This is a genomic window from Streptomyces sp. NPDC056948, assembly GCF_042674225.1.
GTDB lineage: Bacteria > Actinomycetota > Actinomycetes > Streptomycetales > Streptomycetaceae > Streptomyces > Streptomyces purpurascens.
This window is the reverse complement of sequence record NZ_JBHUQX010000215.1, coordinates 1-15,664: the sequence shown is the minus strand read 5'-3', so window position 1 is coordinate 15,664 and position 15,664 is coordinate 1. Positions and strand designations below refer to the sequence as shown.

The window sequence follows — 15,664 nt, the reverse complement described above, 5'->3', positions numbered from 1 at the left end:
GGCACCGGGACGTGGCGCAGCTTGGTAGCGCACTTGACTGGGGGTCAAGGGGTCGCAGGTTCAAATCCTGTCGTCCCGACAGAAACGACCAGCGGGTCTGCCGGAAGGCAGGCCCGCTGATTGCTTTGTGGCCCTCAGCCGCCACCGTCGAGGTCGTCGCGTCGGCGCAGTACCTCCAGCTCGTGATCGCGCAGCCGCATCTCGTACAGCTTCCCGCGGGCGTTCTCGAAGGGCCGGTGGAGGATCATCATCAGCCGGTCGTCGAAGGTGCGGAACAGCATGCCGTGGCCGCTGTCGTCGCGGACCAGCGGCCGACGCTGCTCCCAGGGGCCCTGGACGTCCCCGGATCTCGATACGGCGTAGGTCTGTACGTAGCCGCCGCTGACGGTGCCGTCCCGGCCGGCCGTGTTCTTCTCGTAGGTCGACCACAGCATGAGCAGGGACCCGTCAGGGGTGCGGTACAGCTGGGGGCCGTCGGTGATGTAGGGCGGGAGCTGGTGCGGTACACCGGCGGGGATCTGCTCGGCGGTCCAGGGCGCGTCCGAGGCCTTGAAGAGGTAGACCGGGTCGCCGGTCGTCCGGGACAGGTCCGGAGCCAGCCGGATCGCCTCCATCGTTCCGTCGATGGTCTGGAGCCACTCGTGCGCGTACACCATCCAGGGCTGCCCGGACGGGTCGACGTACAGCGTGCCGTCGAGGGTCATGAGGTGCTCGGGCGGGACGGGGCGTGACGGATCGAGCACGGTGAACGGGCCGAGCAGTGAGTCGGAGACCGCCGTGATCGTGCCGCGCATATGGGTCGGGGTCCGGAAGGGGACGCCCCACTGGTTGGGCGGCGGGACCGGGAGGGGTCTGTCCTCGTTGTGCAGCGTCGTGAACAGGTAGTACCTGCCGTCCCACTCGTGCACCTCCGGTGCCCACGCGCCGTCCGTCGCCCAGGTTCCCTCCTGCCCGGCGGTCCGGAACACCACGACGGGGGGCGTCCAGTCGAGCAGGTCGTGGCTGCGGTAGACCATCGTGCCGGTGCCGTCCACGCCCGACACGGACGGGACGTTGGACGTGTAGAGGTGGTAGGTGCGGGACTCGCCGTCGGCGACGACGAACGGATCGTGCAGCGGCATCTCGGGAAGCCGCATCAGCTCACCCCTTCGTGAGGGCCCGCCCTCGTCAGATCACACAGCCCGCATGGGCCAGCGCCTGCTTCAGCAGCACTCCGTGCCCGCCCGGCATCTCGCTCTGCACCGCCTCGGAGACGGCCTCCTGCGGGCTGAACCACACCAGGTCGAGCGCGTCCTGCCGAGGCCGGCAGTCGCCCGTCACCGGCACGATGTAGGCCAGCGACACGGCGTGCTGGCGGGGGTCGTGGTACGCCGTGATGCCCTGGGTCGGGAAGTACTCCGCGACCGTGAAGGGCTGGAGCGACGCGGGCACGCGGGGGAGCGCGACCGGGCCGAGGTCCTTCTCCAGGTGGCGCAGGAGGGCGTCGCGGACGCGCTCGTGGTGCAGCACGCGGCCGGAGACCAGCGTCCGGCTGACCGTTCCGTCGGGCCCGATGCGCAGCAGCACACCGACACTGGTGACTTCGCCGCTGTCGTCGACGCGTACCGGGACGGCCTCGACGTACAGGATCGGCATGCGGGCGCGTGTCATCTCCAGTTCGTCGGAGGACAGCCAGCCGGGCGTGGTTTCGGTCATGTCAGACATTGCTTGATCATACTTTCAGCCGTTCGGACTTCCTGGATAGCTGCTCCAGGGGAACTGTGACCGGCCCCACGCCGCTCAATCGTCTCCCGGTACGTCGGACGGTAACCGGTAGACCCGCAGGGCGTTGTCCCGTCCCGCCCACCGGGCGATCCGCAGCGCGTCCGGCAGGGACAGCTCGTCGGCGTCCACCCGCTCCTGGAGCAGCCCTGCGAGCCCGTGCCGGAAGGCGAGCGCCCCGAGGTGGAAGAACTCGGCCACACCATAGGCGTCGGAGCTGTACAGCAGTTTGCGGAACGGTGTGATCTCCAGGGCCTCCGCGAGGACCGCGCCGGCCCGGGAGGGGCCGACGTAGTGCAGGGTGAGACCCACATCGAGGTACACCTGCTCGAAGACCGCCGCGAGATAGGCGGCCTGCCGCTGGTAGGGCCAGCAGTGCAGCAGCAGGACGGGGATCGTCCCGGCGGTCAGATGCAGCCAGTCCGTGAGGTGGGCGGGGTCGGCCCGGTGCAGCCGGATGTCGTTGTCGCCGAACCCGGTGTGCAACTGGAGCGGCAGGCCGAGGTCGACGGCGGTCCACAGCAGGTGCCGAACGAGGACCGGGTCGGCCAGCCGGCCGCCGCGGGCCGACCAGCGCCGGGCGGCCTCGGTGACCTCCGCGTCCGAAGGGCGGGCCGGGTCCAGGTCGAAGCCGGTGCGGTAGGCCGCCACCGACTTCACGGCCACCACACCGGGACGCCGCACGGCGTCGAGCGCGGCCGCGCGGAAGACGTCCGCGTACGCGTCCGGTTCGACCCCGGTGGCCTGCACCGACTCGGCGACCCCTTCCAGCCGTACGACCTCGTACGCGGACCCGCCCGCGGCCTCGGCGAGTTCGGGCGGGGTGGTGAGCCGGTCGGCGGTGAAGCCGGTGTCGACGCAGAGGATGTCCGTGCCCGCGGCGCGCAGGAAGCGCCGCTGCACCTCGTGCCGTCCCAGCTCCGAGCGGCGGGCGAGGTACTCCTCGGCCGGGGCGTGCCGGGGCAGGTCCAGCAGGGGAGCGCAGTGGCGGCGCACGGCCACGCCCACGGGGCTGTCGAAGGACGAGACGCCCGGCCAGGCCTCGCCCTCCGTGATGAGCGACTCGAAGGCCGCGCGGTCGAGGTCGGCGGTGACGGTGCCGTGGCAGTGGTGGTCGACCAGGCGCAGGGCGTCGAGCGTCTCGCGGACCGCGCTCACGTCAGTACTTCCAGCGGTACGCCGCCGCCACCTGGTCGTCGTCCAGCCCGGCCACGGACGCCAGTTCGCCCCGCCGTACGGCGATCACCGCGTCGGCCAGGACCGGTCCGAGTGCCGCCCGCAGCGGTTCGTCCGCGCGGAACTCCTCGACGGCCTCCTGCAGTGAGACCGGCAGCCGCCGCACGCCCCGGGGCGCCGCGTCCGCCTCCGCCAGCCGTGCCGGGTCCCCGGTGATCTCCCCGGGCAGGGCGGCTGACGAGGACAGGCCGTCCAGTCCGGCGGCGATCAGGGAGCCGATAGCGAGGTAGGGGTTGGCGGCCAAGTCCACGGGTTTGATCTCCAGGTTGGCCGCCTGGTCGCGCAGGCCCGCCGTGCCGGTGATGACGCGCAGTGCGGTCTCCCGCGTCTCGCGGCCCCAGGCGGTGAACACGCCGGCCCACTGGGAGGGCCTGAGCCGCAGATAGCTCGCGGGGCTCGGGGCGGTCACGGCCGTGAGGCCGGGCAGATGGGCGAGGAGACCGGCCGTGAACGACTCCGCGTCGGCCGTCATGCCGTACCGGCCCTCGCCCCCGGAGTGGAGGCTGACGCCGTCACGCCAGGCGGAGAGGTGGACATGGCCGCCGTTTCCGACGCCCTGGCCCACGACGGCCGGCGCGAAGGAGACCCGCAGTCCGTGCCGCTGGGCCACCGCGCGGACGGTCTGCCGTACCAGCACGCTGCGGTCGGCCGCCGCCACCGGATCGACGGCACCCACCGAGATCTCGAACTGCCCGGCCGCGTACTCGGGATGGACCTGTTCGACGTCGATGCCCTGCGCCGCGCAGGCCGCCAGCAGATCGGCGGTGTAGTCGCCGAGCTCGACCTGCCGGGCGGCCCCGTACGCCGGTCCCGTCGTCGCGGGCGTGAACGTGTCGCCGGGCGCGTCGCCCCGGGCCACGGTCCACTCGATCTCGATGGCCGCACGGAAGGCGAGGCCGTGGTGCTCGGCCGCCTCGGTGACGATCCGGCGCAGGAACGTTCGCGTGCAGCCGGGGTGCCGCTCCCCGTCCTGGGTGATCCGGTCGACCGGCGCCCACGCCCAGCCGGGCTGCCCGGCCAGCACCACGAGTTGGTCGAGGTCGGGGTAGAGGCGCAGGTCGCCGTCGGGGGAGCCGAGGACGTCGGTGGTGACGATGGAGTCGTTCGCGAGGAACGTGTCGAACACCGGCGACATGCCGACGCCCCAGGCCGCGGCGGAGGCGAGCCGGGCCGTCGGGACGGTCTTCACCCGGCCGATGCCCGCGGTGTCGACGTAGGCCAGTACGACGCCGTGCACGTCCCGGCCGGAGAGCTCGCCGCTCAGCGCGGTGGCCCGCTCGACGTCGCCGGGGCGGCCGCCGGGCACGGGATCGGCCAGGGTGGTCATACGTCCTCCTCGTCCTGCTCGTCTCCACGACGGGCGGAGCCGTGCGTCAAGGCTTCACGGCCACCGCGCCGAACTGCGGTACCAGCACGGCCGAGCCGGCCTCGGCATGCCACTGCCCGCAGGACACCATGCCCGGTTCGAGCAGCTCGAGGCCCTCGAAGAACGCGGCGATGTCCGTGCCGCCGCGGGCGGTGATGGGGGGAGTGGCGTTCTCGTTCCAGAACTTCATGGCCGGGATCTGGCCCGCGCCGCCGAGCTCGTCGTCGAAGGTGGGGTGGGTGAGGACGAGGAAGCTGCCGGAGGGGACGGCGGCCATCACACGGCGCACGATGTCCCGGGCCTTCTCGGCGTCCAGCACGAAGTTGAGGATGCCCAGCATCATGACGGCGACGGGCCGGGTGAAGTCGAGGGTGTGCCCGGCCCGTTCGACGATGGCGTCCGGGTCGTGCACATCGGCGTCGATGTAGGCGGTGACGCCGTCCGGGGTGCCCGTCAGCAGGGTGCGGGCGTGCACCAGCACGATCGGGTCGTTGTCGACGTAGACGATCCGTGAGTCGGGCGCGATCCGCTGGGCGATCTCGTGGGTGTTGTCCGCCGTCGGCAGCCCCGTGCCGATGTCGAGGAACTGCCGCACTCCGCGCTCGCCGGCCAGGAACGACACGGCCCGGCCCAGGAACTCCCGGTCCGCCCGCGCGATGTCCCGGATGATCGGGAACATGCCGGCGACGTGCTCGCCGACCTGCTGGTCGACCTCGTAGTTGTCCTTGCCGCCGATCCAGTAGTTCCACACGCGCGCGTTGTGCGCCACACCAGTGTTCAGCCGCGCCGAGCCGCTCGGCGGGGTGTGGCTCTCACTCACGTCTCTTCCTCTCCTCGCACGAGCGACCGGAGGACCGGCCATCGCCGCCATTGTGCCGTTCCGGTGATCACGCTGTCCCGGGAATCGGCAGAGGCGGGGCGGCAGTCGGCGGGGCGGTCGGCGTGGGGGAGAGAGCGCCGGGCCGTGCTACTCGACCTCGCTGGGGTCGGGAGAGGGCGTCTTGCCGGCCAGCACGTCCTTCAGGTTCTGGGTGCCGATCTTCACCGCCTGTTCGGCGGAGTCCTGCTCGTCCCCGTCGAGCCCGCCCGCCGTGACGGTGATGGCGTCGTTGCCGACGCGTACGGCCGCGACGGTCAGGGTCAGCGTGGCCTCCGCGCCCCCGGTCGTGCCCTGCACCGTCACGCGCAGGCCCTCACGGGCGTCGCCCACCTTCGGCAGCGAGGTCTCGATGACCTGGACGGTGCGTTGTTCGCCGTCCTCGGTGACGGTGAACTGGTCGCACTTCTCCGGCAGGGTCGCCATCCAGTTCAGGGAGTCCTGCGGGTCGGTCCGGTCGTAGGAGGCGACCTGGTACAGCAGGCGTGAGTCGCCCTGCTCGAAGCCGCGCAGCGCGTTCGCTCCCGACGGCCTGCCCAGCAGATCGTCGTCGAACAGGGAGTTCATGAGGCGCTGGCAGTCGGCGGCGTCGGTCTTGGCGGTGAGGAAGTCGGAGACGTCGACCGCGCCGATGACCAGACTGTCGTTCCAGTTCTCGGCCTCCGTGTCCTTGACCTGGGTCCAGTCGTCCTCGATGTCCGCCTCGGTGATCAGCGCGGCCCGTGCGCCGTCCTCGGAGAGGGTGGCGGTGGGCGAGGGGGTCTGCTGCTTCCCGGCGACCTGTGTCGCGGTGATGCCCGACGCTCGCGATCCGTCTCGGTCGCCGTCGTCCGAGCAGGCGGCGGTGGTCAGCAGGGTGCCTGCCGCCAGGGCGGAGGAGAGAACGCGGGCGAGCGGGGACGGACGACGGGCCATCGGGAGTGCCTCCTGAGAACGTGACGCGTGTCCTCAGCGCACCACCGGCACCGACGGCCCACCACCGGCACCGGACTGTTCGGGTGAGCACCGCCCGGAACGCGGACGCCTCACGCTCCGGGCCGCGCGTGCCCGTTCTGCCAGGCCCAGGCCGCGATCTCGACGCGGTTCCGGGCGGCCAGTTTGAGCTGGACGCTGGACAGGTGCGTCTTGACCGTGGAGAGGGAGACGAACAGTTCGGCCGCGATCTCGGCGTTGGTGCGGCCGAGGGCGACCAGGCGGACCACATCCAGTTCACGCTCGGTCAGCGGCTCCTGGAGCGGGGCCGTGGGGGCCGGGGACACCGGACGCGGCGCGCTGTCGGAGGCCGGTGCGGCGGTGACGTGCTTGAGCAGCCGGACCGTGACCGACGGGGAGACCAGCGAGTCGCCCGCGGCGGCGGCGCGGACGGCCTCCGCGAGCAGGGTCGGCCCGGAGTCCTTGAGCAGGAAGCCGCAGGCGCCGCCGCGCAGCGCGCCGTACACGTACTCGTCGAGATCGAAGGTGGTGACCACGACCACCCGCAGGGGATCGGCGACATCCGGTCCGGCCAGCAGCCGGGTCGCCTCCAGGCCGTCCAGCTTCGGCATCCGGATGTCCAGCAGACACACGTCCGGCCGCTCGCGGCGGGCCAGCGCCAGGGCCTCCTCGCCGTCGCGGGCCTCGGCGACCACGGTGATGTCCGGCTGGGCGTCGAGGAAGAAGCGGAATCCGGTGCGGACCATGTCCTGGTCGTCCGCGATGAGCACCCGGATGGGAGTGCCTGAGCGACCGGCGGCGCCGGCCGGGCCCGGTGGGACGGGGGTCGTCATGGGTCGATCATGCCTCAGGGTGGGGGCCGGGCAGGGGCATCAGGTGGTAGCGGCCGGAGCGGCTCCATCCTCATCCTCGCCCGCGGGCCCGGGCGCCCGCCTCCGCCGAACGGCCAGGTTCGGGGGCGGGCCCTCGGCCGTTCGGCCGATCCCGCCGCGCGGGGGCCTCGCCTACCGTGATCCGCATGAGATCCACCTCCCCCCGGGGCTGCGCGCGGGGCTTCGGCGTCGGGTTCCTCGTGGCGGCCGCGGTCTACGACCTGCTGATCGCGGGCGGCTTCGACCAGGCACCCTGGCTGTCGGCGGCGGTGCTCCTCGCCGGGTTCGCCGCGGTGCTGTGGCCGGTCGGGCAGCGGCCGCCGTGGCTCACCCCACAGCTCCGCACCGCCGGGCCCGCCTTGCTCTCCGCGCTCTTCACGACCGGGGTGCTGCTGACGGACCGCGCGGAGGTGCCGTTCGGGCCGGGCGAGGTCGCGATCCTGCTGAGCCTGCTGTTCATCGCCGTACGCCACTGCCCGTGGCCGTGGGCGCTGCTGTGCGGGGTGCTCGACGGGGTGGCTCTGCTGCTGTTGCCAGTGCGGTATTTCCGGTCGTTGCAGGACGAGGTGCTGGCGTACGCGGTGATCGGGCTGGTCCTGATCGGGCTCACCGCCGGACTCGCCGCGTACCTGCGCTCCCTGGACTACCGGCGCACCGTCGCGGTCAGCGAGACCCGCCGTGCCGAACGCCTCGCGATCGCCGCCGACCTGCACGACTTCGTCGCCCACCATGTCACCGGGATCCTCGTGCAGACGCAGGTGGCCCGCATGATGGCCGACCGGCAGTCACAGGAGCTCGACCCCGTCCTGGCCGGTATCGAGCGCGCCGCGACCGAGGCGCTGGCCTCCATGCGGCGCACGGTGGGCGTGTTGCGGGACACCGGTCCCGAGGCCGCCGACCGCCGCCCCGTCGGCGATCTGGCCGGCATCTCCGACCTGGTCGCACGCTTCGCGAGCCCGGTCCAGGAGTCCGTCCTGCACCGCGACCCGGCCGTCTCCGACGACCTGGCGCACGAGGTGCAGGCGGCGGCCTTCCGGGTCGTCCAGGAGGCGCTGACCAACGTACGGCGCCACGCGGCCGACGCCACGCGGGTCACCGTCCGTCTGGCCCGCCCCGGCGACCTGCTGGAGGTCACGGTGACGGACAACGGCCATGGCGGCACCCAGCTCCCGGAGGCCGCCCATGGCGGCGGCTTCGGCCTGGTCGGCCTGACGGAACGGGTGACCGCGCTGGGCGGCGAACTGCGCGCGGGGCCGGGCGAGGACCCGGCCCCAGGAGCGGGTGCGGGCTGGCAGGTGCGGGCGGTGTTCCCGGCGGGGAAGCGGTGAGCGAGTCGCTCCGCACCTGGCTTCCGGGCTCCCGCGCGCTGTTCAATGAAGCTGTACACCCGCCGAGCGCGAGAGGAGCCGCCCGTGTCACCCGCCGTCGTGCCGCCCGTCGGCGCGCGCATCCGGCAGGCCCGTCTGGAGCGCGGCACGAGCCTGCGCGCGCTGGCCCGGCAGGTCGGCGTGTCGGCGAGCCTCGTGTCGCAGATCGAGACCGGCAAGAGCCAGCCCTCGGTCAGCACGCTGTACGCGATCACGACGGCCCTCGGGATCTCCGTGGAGTCCCTCTTCGACGCACGGGCCTCGTCGCCCGTGGTGGGTGCCGGCACGCCCGGTTCCCTCCCGCACGCCCTCGCGGTCTTCGCCGCCGACCCGGGCCGGCGTATCGGCCCGCTGGCCGGCGCGGGTGAGCGCGAGACGCTCGAGCTGGACTCGGGGGTCGTGTGGGAGCGCCTCGGGCGGGTGCCGGGCGCTGAGGTCGACTTCCTGCTGGTGACCTACCGGCCCGGCGGCTCCTCCGCGGGCTCCGGCGGACTGATGCGGCACGGGGGCACCGAGTACGGCTATCTGACCTCCGGCGAGCTGATCCTCACCCTCGGTTTCGACGAGTACACGGTGCGCCCGGGCGATGCCGTCTGCTTCGAGTCGACGACTCCCCACCGATACCGCAACGATGGAGAGGTACCCGCTGTGGGCGTCTGGTTCGTGTCCGGCGATGTTCAGTGACACTTGACACTCCTGTCACCCGGGCGTTCACTCCGAAGTGGGGGTGGTCGCCATGGCGATCCGCACATATGGACCCAACGCCGTCGACTGGGAAGAGCGCATCGACCTGGACCGGCTGCGCGGGCAGCGGCTGGCCCGGCTGCACGAGTCCCTGAACCGGTCCGGGCTGGGCGCGGTGCTCAGCTTCGACTTCGCCAACATCCGCTACATGACGGCCACACACATCGGCACCTGGGCGATGGACAAGCTGATCCGCTTCGCCCTGCTGGTGCGCGACGGGGAACCGGTCGTCTGGGACTTCGGTTCCGCCGCCCGCCACCACCAGCTCTACAACCCGTGGCTCGACTACAGCGACGGCAAGGGCGGCCCGCCCACCGGCGCCCGCGCCGGCATCTCCACCCTGCGCGGCGCCTTCCACCCGGACGCCGGGATCGCCGAGGACGTGGCCGCCAAGATCGCCGCCGAGCTGCGCGAGCACGGGCTGGCGAGCGAACCGCTCGGCATCGACGTCGCCGAGATGCCGATCCTGGCCGCCCTGCGCGCCGAGGGCATCGACGTCGTCGACGGACAGCAGGTCTTCCTGGAAGCCCGCCGGATCAAGACCGGCGACGAGATCGCCCTGCTCACCCAGGCCTGCGCCATGGTCGACGCGGCCTACGAGGAGCTCTACGGCTACCTGCGCCCGGGCGTCCGCGAGAACGAGTGCGTCGGGGTCGTCAGCAAGGTCCTGTACGACCTCGGCAGCGAGTACGTCGAGGGCGTCAACGCCATCTCGGGCGAGCGCTGTTCACCGCATCCCCATGTCTACAGCGACCGCCTGATCCGCCCCGGCGACCCGGCCTTCTTCGACATCCTGCACAGCCACCTCGGCTACCGCACCTGCTACTACCGCACCTTCGCCGTGGGCAGCGCCTCCCGCGCGCAACGGGACGCCTATGTGCGCTGCCGGGAGTACATGGACCAGGCGATCGCGCTCGTCCGGCCCGGGGCCACCACCGCCGACATCGTCCAGGTCTGGCCGCGCGCCGAGGAGTTCGGCTTCGCCGACGAGACCGCCGCCTTCGCCCTCCAGTACGGCCACGGCGTCGGCCTGTCGATCTGGGAGAAGCCGATCTTCAGCCGCCTGGTCTCCCTGGACCACCCCGAAGTCCTCGAGGAGGGCATGGTGTTCGCCCTGGAGACCTACTGGCCCGCCGCCGACGGCTGGTCCGCCGCCCGGATCGAGGAGGAACTGGTCGTCACCGCCGACGGCTGCGAGGTCATCACCAAGTTCCCCGCCGAGGAGCTGCTGGTGGCCGGGCGCAAGTACTGGACCGTGGGCGGCGAGCTGAACACCCGCCGCGAGGCACAGTCCCACCTCAACACCTCCCGTGGCGACGGGGCGGGCTGATGGAACCGGCCGGACTCCTCGCCGCCTACGAACGGATGGCCGTCATCCGCCGTACGGAGAAGGCCGCCCACGACCTGTTCCTGCAAGGCCTGGTGAAGGGCACCACCCACCTGGCCTCGGGCCAGGAGGCCATCGCCGTGGGCGCGAGTGCCGCCCTGCGCCCGGACGACTATGTGTTCGCCACCTATAGGGGCCACCACCATGCCCTCGCCCGGGGCGCCACCCCCGAGGAGTGCCTGGCCGAGCTGATGAGCCGGGCGACCGGGCTGTGCCGCGCCAAGGGCGGCTCCATGCACCTGACCAAGGCGGCCACCGGCATGCTCGGCTCGTACGCCATCGTCGGCTCCCACCTCCCCATGGCGGTCGGCGCGGCCTGGTCGGCCCGGCTCAGGGGGACCGAGCAGCTCGCGGTCGCCTTCTTCGGCGACGGCGCCACCAACATCGGCGCCTTCCACGAGTCGCTCAATCTGGCCGCCGTGTGGAAACTGCCCGTCCTGTTCGTGTGCGAGAACAACCTGTACATGGAGTACACGCCGATCGCCGACGTCACGGCGGTGCCCCGGCCCGCCGCCGACCGGGCGCCCGCGTACGGCATCCCGGGCGAGGTCGTCGACGGCAACGACGTGGTGGCCGTGGCGGAGGCGGTGGAGCGGCTCGCGCGACGGGCCAGGGCAGGAGACGGGCCCGCCGTGCTGGAGGCCGAGACCTACCGGCACTTCGGGCACAGCCGCGCCGACCCGGCGACCTACCGCCCGGCCGAGGAGGTCGAACGGTGGCTGAAGCACGACCCGTTGGACCTCGCGCGGGGACGGCTCGCCGAGCTGGGCATCGGGGCGGAGGCGGTCGCGGAGGCCGACGAGCGGGCCCGGGCCGTCGTGGAGCGGGCGATCGAGGCGGCGAAGGCCGCGCCGCCGCCCGACCCGCGGGAGGCACTGACCGACGTGTGGGCCGACGGAGGTGCCGCATGGCGGACGTGATCACCTACCGGGACGCCGTCGCCGAGGGCATCGCACGCGAGATGCGCCGGGACGCGTCGGTGGTGTGCCTCGGGGAGGACATCGGCGCGGCCGGCGGTGTGTTCAAGACGACCGTGGGGCTGCGAGCGGAGTTCGGGCCCGAGCGGGTGTGGGACACGCCCATATCCGAACAGGCCATCGTGGGCGCGGCGATGGGCGCCGCCATGACCGGGATACGGCCCGTGGCGGAGATCATGTTCTCCGACTTCCTGGCCTGCTGCTGGGACTACCTCGCCAACGAGATCCCCAAGGTCCGCTACATGACCGGCGGCCAGGTGACCGTGCCGCTCGTCGTGCGCACCGCCAACGGCGGCGGACTCGGCTTCGGCGCCCAGCACTCCCAGGCCACCGAGAACTGGGCGCTGACCGTCCCCGGCCTGAAGATCGCGGCACCGGCGACGCCCGCCGACGTCATCGGCATGCTGGCGGCGGCGATCCGCAGCGACGACCCCGTGGTCTTCTTCGAGCACAAGGCCCTCCTGGCCACCAAGGGGACACCGCCACCGCCCGGTCACCTCGTCGAACTGGGGCGGGCCGCCGTCGTGCGCGAGGGCACGGACGTCACGCTCGTCGCGCTGGCCTCCATGGTGCCCTTGGCCCTGCGGGCCGCCGACGTGCTGTCGGGGGAGGGGATCGAGGCGGAGGTGATCGACCTGCGCTCGCTGGTCCCGCTGGACACCACGACCGTCCTCGGCTCACTCGGCAGAACCTCGCGGCTCGTCACCGTCGAGGAGAACCCGTACCAGGGCGGCTGGGGCGCCACCGTCGTCTCGGTCGTCGCCGACGAGGGCTTCGGCCTGCTGGACGCGCCTGTGCGGCGGGTGACGGGGGAGTGCGTCCCGCTGCCGTTCGCCGACGCGCTGGAGGAGCAGGTCATCCCCACCGTCGACAAAGTCGTCACGGCGGTCCGAAGACTCGCCGCCTACTGAGCTGCCCGCCGGCCCGTACCGAACAGCCCATGGGAGGAAGCGCGATGACCACAAGGACACTGTTGCGCTCCGGTCACGTGATCTCGATGGACCCCGACATCGGGGACCTGCCCCGGGGGGACGTCCTCGTCGAGGACGGCAGGATCGCGGCCGTGCGGCCCGAGATCAGCGCCGACGCCGAGGTCCTCGACATGACCGGCCGCATCGTCATCCCCGGCTTCGTCGACACCCACCGCCACACCTGGGAGGCCCCGATCCGGGGCGTCGCACCCGACGCCACCCTCGACGACTACTTCGTCGACGTCCTCGACAGCTTCGCACCCCTCTACACCCCGGAGGACGTCTACGCCGGCAACCTCGCGGGCACGCTCGAATGCCTCAACGCCGGCATCACCACGCTCGTCGACTGGTCCCACATCAACAACGCCCCCGAGCACCCGGACGCCGCGATCCAGGGCCTGAAGGAATCCGGCATCCGGGCGCAGTACGCGTACGGCAGCGCCAACACCTCCCTCGCCGAGTACTGGTTCGAGAGCAAGATCGCGATCCCGGCGGACGACGTACGCAGGATCCGGTCGACGCACTTCGCCTCCGACGACGGCCTGCTGACCATGGGCCTCGCCACGCGCGGCCCCGGCTTCTGCGTCAACGACGTCGTCGCCGCCGAGTGGGCCCTGGCGCGCGAGCTGGGCATCCCGATCACCGTGCACGTGGCCATGGGGCGCCTCGCCGGCCGCTTCGGCATGGTCAAGCAGCTCCACGGCCTGGGGCTCCTCGGCCCGGACACCACCTATGTCCACTGCTGCTACTTCAGCGAGGAGGAGTGGCGGATGGTCGCCGACAGCGGCGGCACGGTGTCGGTCGCGCCGCAGGTGGAGCTCCAGATGGGGCACGGCTGGCCGCCCGTGATGCAGGCGATCGAGCACGGTCTGCGGCCGTCGCTCAGCATCGACGTCGTCACCACCGTGCCCGGCGACATGTTCACCCAGATCCGCGCCGCCTTCGGCGCCGAACGCGCCCGCGTCAACGCCGACTGCTGGCAGGCCAACATGCCGGCGCCCAGCACCATGCTGACAGCGCGCCGCATGCTGGAGCTCGCCACTGTCAACGGCGCCCATGTCGCCGGGCTCGAGGACCGCACCGGCTCCCTGACGCCCGGCAAGCGCGCCGACATCGTCGCGATCGACGCCACCGCGCCGAACGTCGCCCCCGTGCACGACGCGGCAGCCGCGGTGACCCTGTGCGCGGACGTGTCCAACGTGGACACCGTCCTGGTCGACGGTGTGATCCACAAGCGCGACGGGAGGCTGCTCGCCGACACCGGGCGGGCCCGCCGTCTCGTCGAGGAGTCCCGCGACCGGCTCCTCGCGGCGAAGGAGGCGAAGGGGGAGAGGGCCACCGCATGACGAACCACCTGGTGCGCCGCGCCGCCGACCGGCCCGAACCGCCGTACGACGGCCACGGCCACCGGCGGCGGACGCTGGTGGGCGAGGACGACGGCAGTGTGCACACCGGCTTCGGCCTCTGTGAACTGCGGCCGGACGGCCGTGTGCCCGCCCATGTGCACTCGTACGAGGAGACCTTCCACGTCCTCGACGGGGCCGTGATCCTCGACGTGCCCGAAGGGTCGTACCTGCTGGAGGAGGGCGACTACGGCCTCCTGCCGACCGGCGTTCCGCACGCCTGGCGCGGTGCCGGGGACACCGGCGGGCGCTGGGCGGACATGCTGGCCCCCGTGCCGCGGGCGCGCTACGGGCACGACACCCAGGCGGTGGCGGAGCTGCCCGCTCGCGACCCGGTCCGGATCGACGTCCGCGACCCGCGCACCCGGACCTTCGGGCACTTCGAGCCCGACCAGATGGATCCCGCCAAACAGTCCCAGGACCTGCTGGCCGTCACGGCGAGCATGCGGACCGCGCTGCTGGTCTACAGCGGCATCACCGTGAAGATGATGGTCGACGGCGATCTGGGCGCGGTCGCCTCGACGATGTTCATGGTGCGGTACGCGTCCGACGGCGTCATCGGCACGCACGACCACCCCTTCGAGGAGACGTATCTGATCCTCGAGGGCGTGGCGGAGGCCACCCTCGACGGCGAGCGGTACCGGCTGGAACCCGGGGACCTCGCGTGGGCCGGCGCCGGTTGTGTGCATGGGTTCGTCAACGCCGGGCAGGGGCCCCTGAGGTGGCTGGAGACGCAGGCGCCGCAGCCGCCGTCGCGACACTCCTACCGGTTCACGCGGGACTGGGACTACCTGCGCCAGGCGCTTGAGGAGGAGTCATGAGCAGTGTCCTTGTCGTCGGAGGCACGTCGGGGATCGGCCTCGAGTTCGCCCGGACCCGGGCCGGGTGCGGGGACGACGTGGTCCTGACCGGCCGCGACGCCCACAGAGCCGACACGCTCGCCAAGGAGTTCGGGGCCCGGGGCATCGCCCTCGACCTGGCACGACCACTGGAGGTCGCGGCGGCGCTGGCCGACATGGGGCGCGTCGATCATCTGGTGATCGCGGGTGTCTCCCGGGACGACAACAAAGTGACCGAGTACGACATCGACGCCGCCCTGCGGCTGGTCACCCTCAAGCTCGTCGGCTACACCGAGGTCGTGCACACACTGCGCACCCGGCTGCACGACGACAGCGCCATCGTGCTGTTCGGCGGACAGGCCAAGGAACGTCCGTATCCGGGCGCGACGACGGTGGCGACCGTCAACGCGGGCGTGCGCGGCCTGATGAACTCCCTCGCCGTCGAACTCGCTCCCGTCCGGGTCAACACCGTGCATCCCGGCATCGTCGGCGACAGCCCCTACTGGCAGGCCAAACCGGAGAAGGTGCTCACCACACTGCAAACCGAGACGCCCACGGGCCGCCTCGCCACGATGGCGGACGTGGTGGACGCGGTCGACTTCCTGCTGCGCAACCGCTCGGTCAACGCGGTCGAACTGAGCGTGGACGGAGGGTGGTTGCTGGGGTGACTCCGGGCCGGGGACCGGCCGGGCCGATTCCGGGGAACTCCCGCAGGAGATGGCGCAGTTCGGACACCTTGCCGTCCGCCTCCCTGCGCAGCCGCCGCAGGTCGCCGCCCCACCGTTCGTTCAAGAGCTCAGCCGCGTCCCCGAGTTGGCCGTTCGCTCGTCGTAGCGCCTGTAGCCGCCCCGCCCGAGCGCGTCCACCCGCTCCTGCCGGTCGGCCGCCGCCATGCGGCGCGGATCGCGCAGCCACCGCCCGTGCAGGGCAC

General features: G+C 72.2%; 15 protein-coding genes, 1 tRNA gene and 1 pseudogene. 9 read left to right on the top strand and 8 right to left on the bottom strand.

Features of this window, described 5'->3' with window-relative positions; genetic code table 11:
- Positions 1 to 5 precede the first annotated feature (5 nt).
- A tRNA-Pro gene (locus ACFTZL_RS25900) sits at positions 6 to 79 on the top strand.
- A gap of 55 nt (positions 80 to 134) precedes the next feature.
- On the opposite strand, the gene ACFTZL_RS25895 is transcribed toward ACFTZL_RS25900, so the two are convergent.
- The 7 genes from ACFTZL_RS25895 to ACFTZL_RS25865 all read right to left on the bottom strand — a co-directional run bounded on the left by ACFTZL_RS25895 (position 135) and on the right by ACFTZL_RS25865 (position 7,006).
- Positions 135 to 1,136 carry a glycoside hydrolase family 43 protein gene (locus tag ACFTZL_RS25895; protein ID WP_382587308.1) on the bottom strand — a complete coding sequence of 334 codons (1,002 nt, stop codon included), beginning with the start codon at positions 1,134 to 1,136 and terminating at the stop codon, positions 135 to 137.
- Positions 1,137 to 1,167: 31 nt separating this feature from the next.
- Positions 1,168 to 1,695, bottom strand: coding sequence for an NUDIX hydrolase family protein (locus ACFTZL_RS25890; RefSeq protein WP_189726303.1), 528 nt, complete (start codon positions 1,693 to 1,695; stop codon positions 1,168 to 1,170).
- 84 nt (positions 1,696 to 1,779) lie between these two features.
- On the bottom strand, positions 1,780 to 2,919 hold the full coding sequence (locus tag ACFTZL_RS25885) for an amidohydrolase family protein (protein WP_382587305.1): 1,140 nt from the start codon (positions 2,917 to 2,919) through the stop codon (positions 1,780 to 1,782).
- Position 2,920: 1 nt separating this feature from the next.
- Positions 2,921 to 4,324: a glutamine synthetase gene (locus tag ACFTZL_RS25880; protein WP_382587302.1), complete on the bottom strand. Its 1,404-nt coding sequence runs from the start codon at positions 4,322 to 4,324 to the stop codon at positions 2,921 to 2,923.
- 46 nt (positions 4,325 to 4,370) lie between these two features.
- Positions 4,371 to 5,183, bottom strand: a complete 813-nt coding sequence (locus tag ACFTZL_RS25875) for an SAM-dependent methyltransferase (RefSeq protein WP_382587299.1) — start codon at positions 5,181 to 5,183, stop codon at positions 4,371 to 4,373.
- A gap of 147 nt (positions 5,184 to 5,330) precedes the next feature.
- Positions 5,331 to 6,155: a hypothetical protein gene (locus tag ACFTZL_RS25870; protein WP_382587297.1), complete on the bottom strand. Its 825-nt coding sequence runs from the start codon at positions 6,153 to 6,155 to the stop codon at positions 5,331 to 5,333.
- 110 nt (positions 6,156 to 6,265) lie between these two features.
- Entirely contained in the window at positions 6,266 to 7,006 is a 741-nt protein-coding gene (locus tag ACFTZL_RS25865; protein WP_382587295.1) for a response regulator, read from the bottom strand.
- 185 nt (positions 7,007 to 7,191) lie between these two features.
- Between ACFTZL_RS25865 and ACFTZL_RS25860 the strand changes: the two genes are divergently transcribed.
- The 8 genes from ACFTZL_RS25860 to ACFTZL_RS25825 all read left to right on the top strand — a co-directional run bounded on the left by ACFTZL_RS25860 (position 7,192) and on the right by ACFTZL_RS25825 (position 15,401).
- Positions 7,192 to 8,373, top strand: a complete 1,182-nt coding sequence (locus ACFTZL_RS25860) for a sensor histidine kinase (RefSeq protein ID WP_382587292.1) — start codon at positions 7,192 to 7,194, stop codon at positions 8,371 to 8,373.
- An 84-nt stretch (positions 8,374 to 8,457) separates the two neighbouring features.
- Positions 8,458 to 9,096, top strand: a complete 639-nt coding sequence (locus ACFTZL_RS25855; RefSeq protein WP_382587290.1) for a helix-turn-helix domain-containing protein — start codon at positions 8,458 to 8,460, stop codon at positions 9,094 to 9,096.
- A 52-nt stretch (positions 9,097 to 9,148) separates the two neighbouring features.
- Positions 9,149 to 10,486, top strand: a complete 1,338-nt coding sequence (locus ACFTZL_RS25850; protein ID WP_382587287.1) for a M24 family metallopeptidase — start codon at positions 9,149 to 9,151, stop codon at positions 10,484 to 10,486.
- Positions 10,486 to 11,463 carry a thiamine pyrophosphate-dependent dehydrogenase E1 component subunit alpha gene (locus tag ACFTZL_RS25845; protein WP_382587284.1) on the top strand — a complete coding sequence of 326 codons (978 nt, stop codon included), beginning with the start codon at positions 10,486 to 10,488 and terminating at the stop codon, positions 11,461 to 11,463. The genes ACFTZL_RS25850 and ACFTZL_RS25845 overlap by 1 nt, the downstream gene beginning before the upstream one ends.
- Positions 11,451 to 12,431 (top strand): alpha-ketoacid dehydrogenase subunit beta, encoded by a 981-nt coding sequence (locus ACFTZL_RS25840; RefSeq protein WP_382587281.1) that lies wholly within the window; start codon positions 11,451 to 11,453, stop codon positions 12,429 to 12,431. Before ACFTZL_RS25845 ends, ACFTZL_RS25840 begins: the two co-directional genes overlap by 13 nt.
- A gap of 44 nt (positions 12,432 to 12,475) precedes the next feature.
- Positions 12,476 to 13,837, top strand: coding sequence for an amidohydrolase family protein (locus ACFTZL_RS25835; protein ID WP_382587278.1), 1,362 nt, complete (start codon positions 12,476 to 12,478; stop codon positions 13,835 to 13,837).
- Positions 13,834 to 14,715, top strand: coding sequence for a cupin domain-containing protein (locus tag ACFTZL_RS25830; RefSeq protein WP_382587276.1), 882 nt, complete (start codon positions 13,834 to 13,836; stop codon positions 14,713 to 14,715). The genes ACFTZL_RS25835 and ACFTZL_RS25830 overlap by 4 nt, the downstream gene beginning before the upstream one ends.
- Entirely contained in the window at positions 14,712 to 15,401 is a 690-nt protein-coding gene (locus tag ACFTZL_RS25825) for an SDR family oxidoreductase (RefSeq protein ID WP_382587273.1), read from the top strand. The genes ACFTZL_RS25830 and ACFTZL_RS25825 overlap by 4 nt, the downstream gene beginning before the upstream one ends.
- Positions 15,402 to 15,414: 13 nt before the next feature.
- On the opposite strand, the pseudogene ACFTZL_RS25820 reads toward ACFTZL_RS25825, so the two are convergent.
- Positions 15,415 to 15,664 (bottom strand): annotated as a pseudogene (locus ACFTZL_RS25820) (endonuclease); the annotation flags it as partial.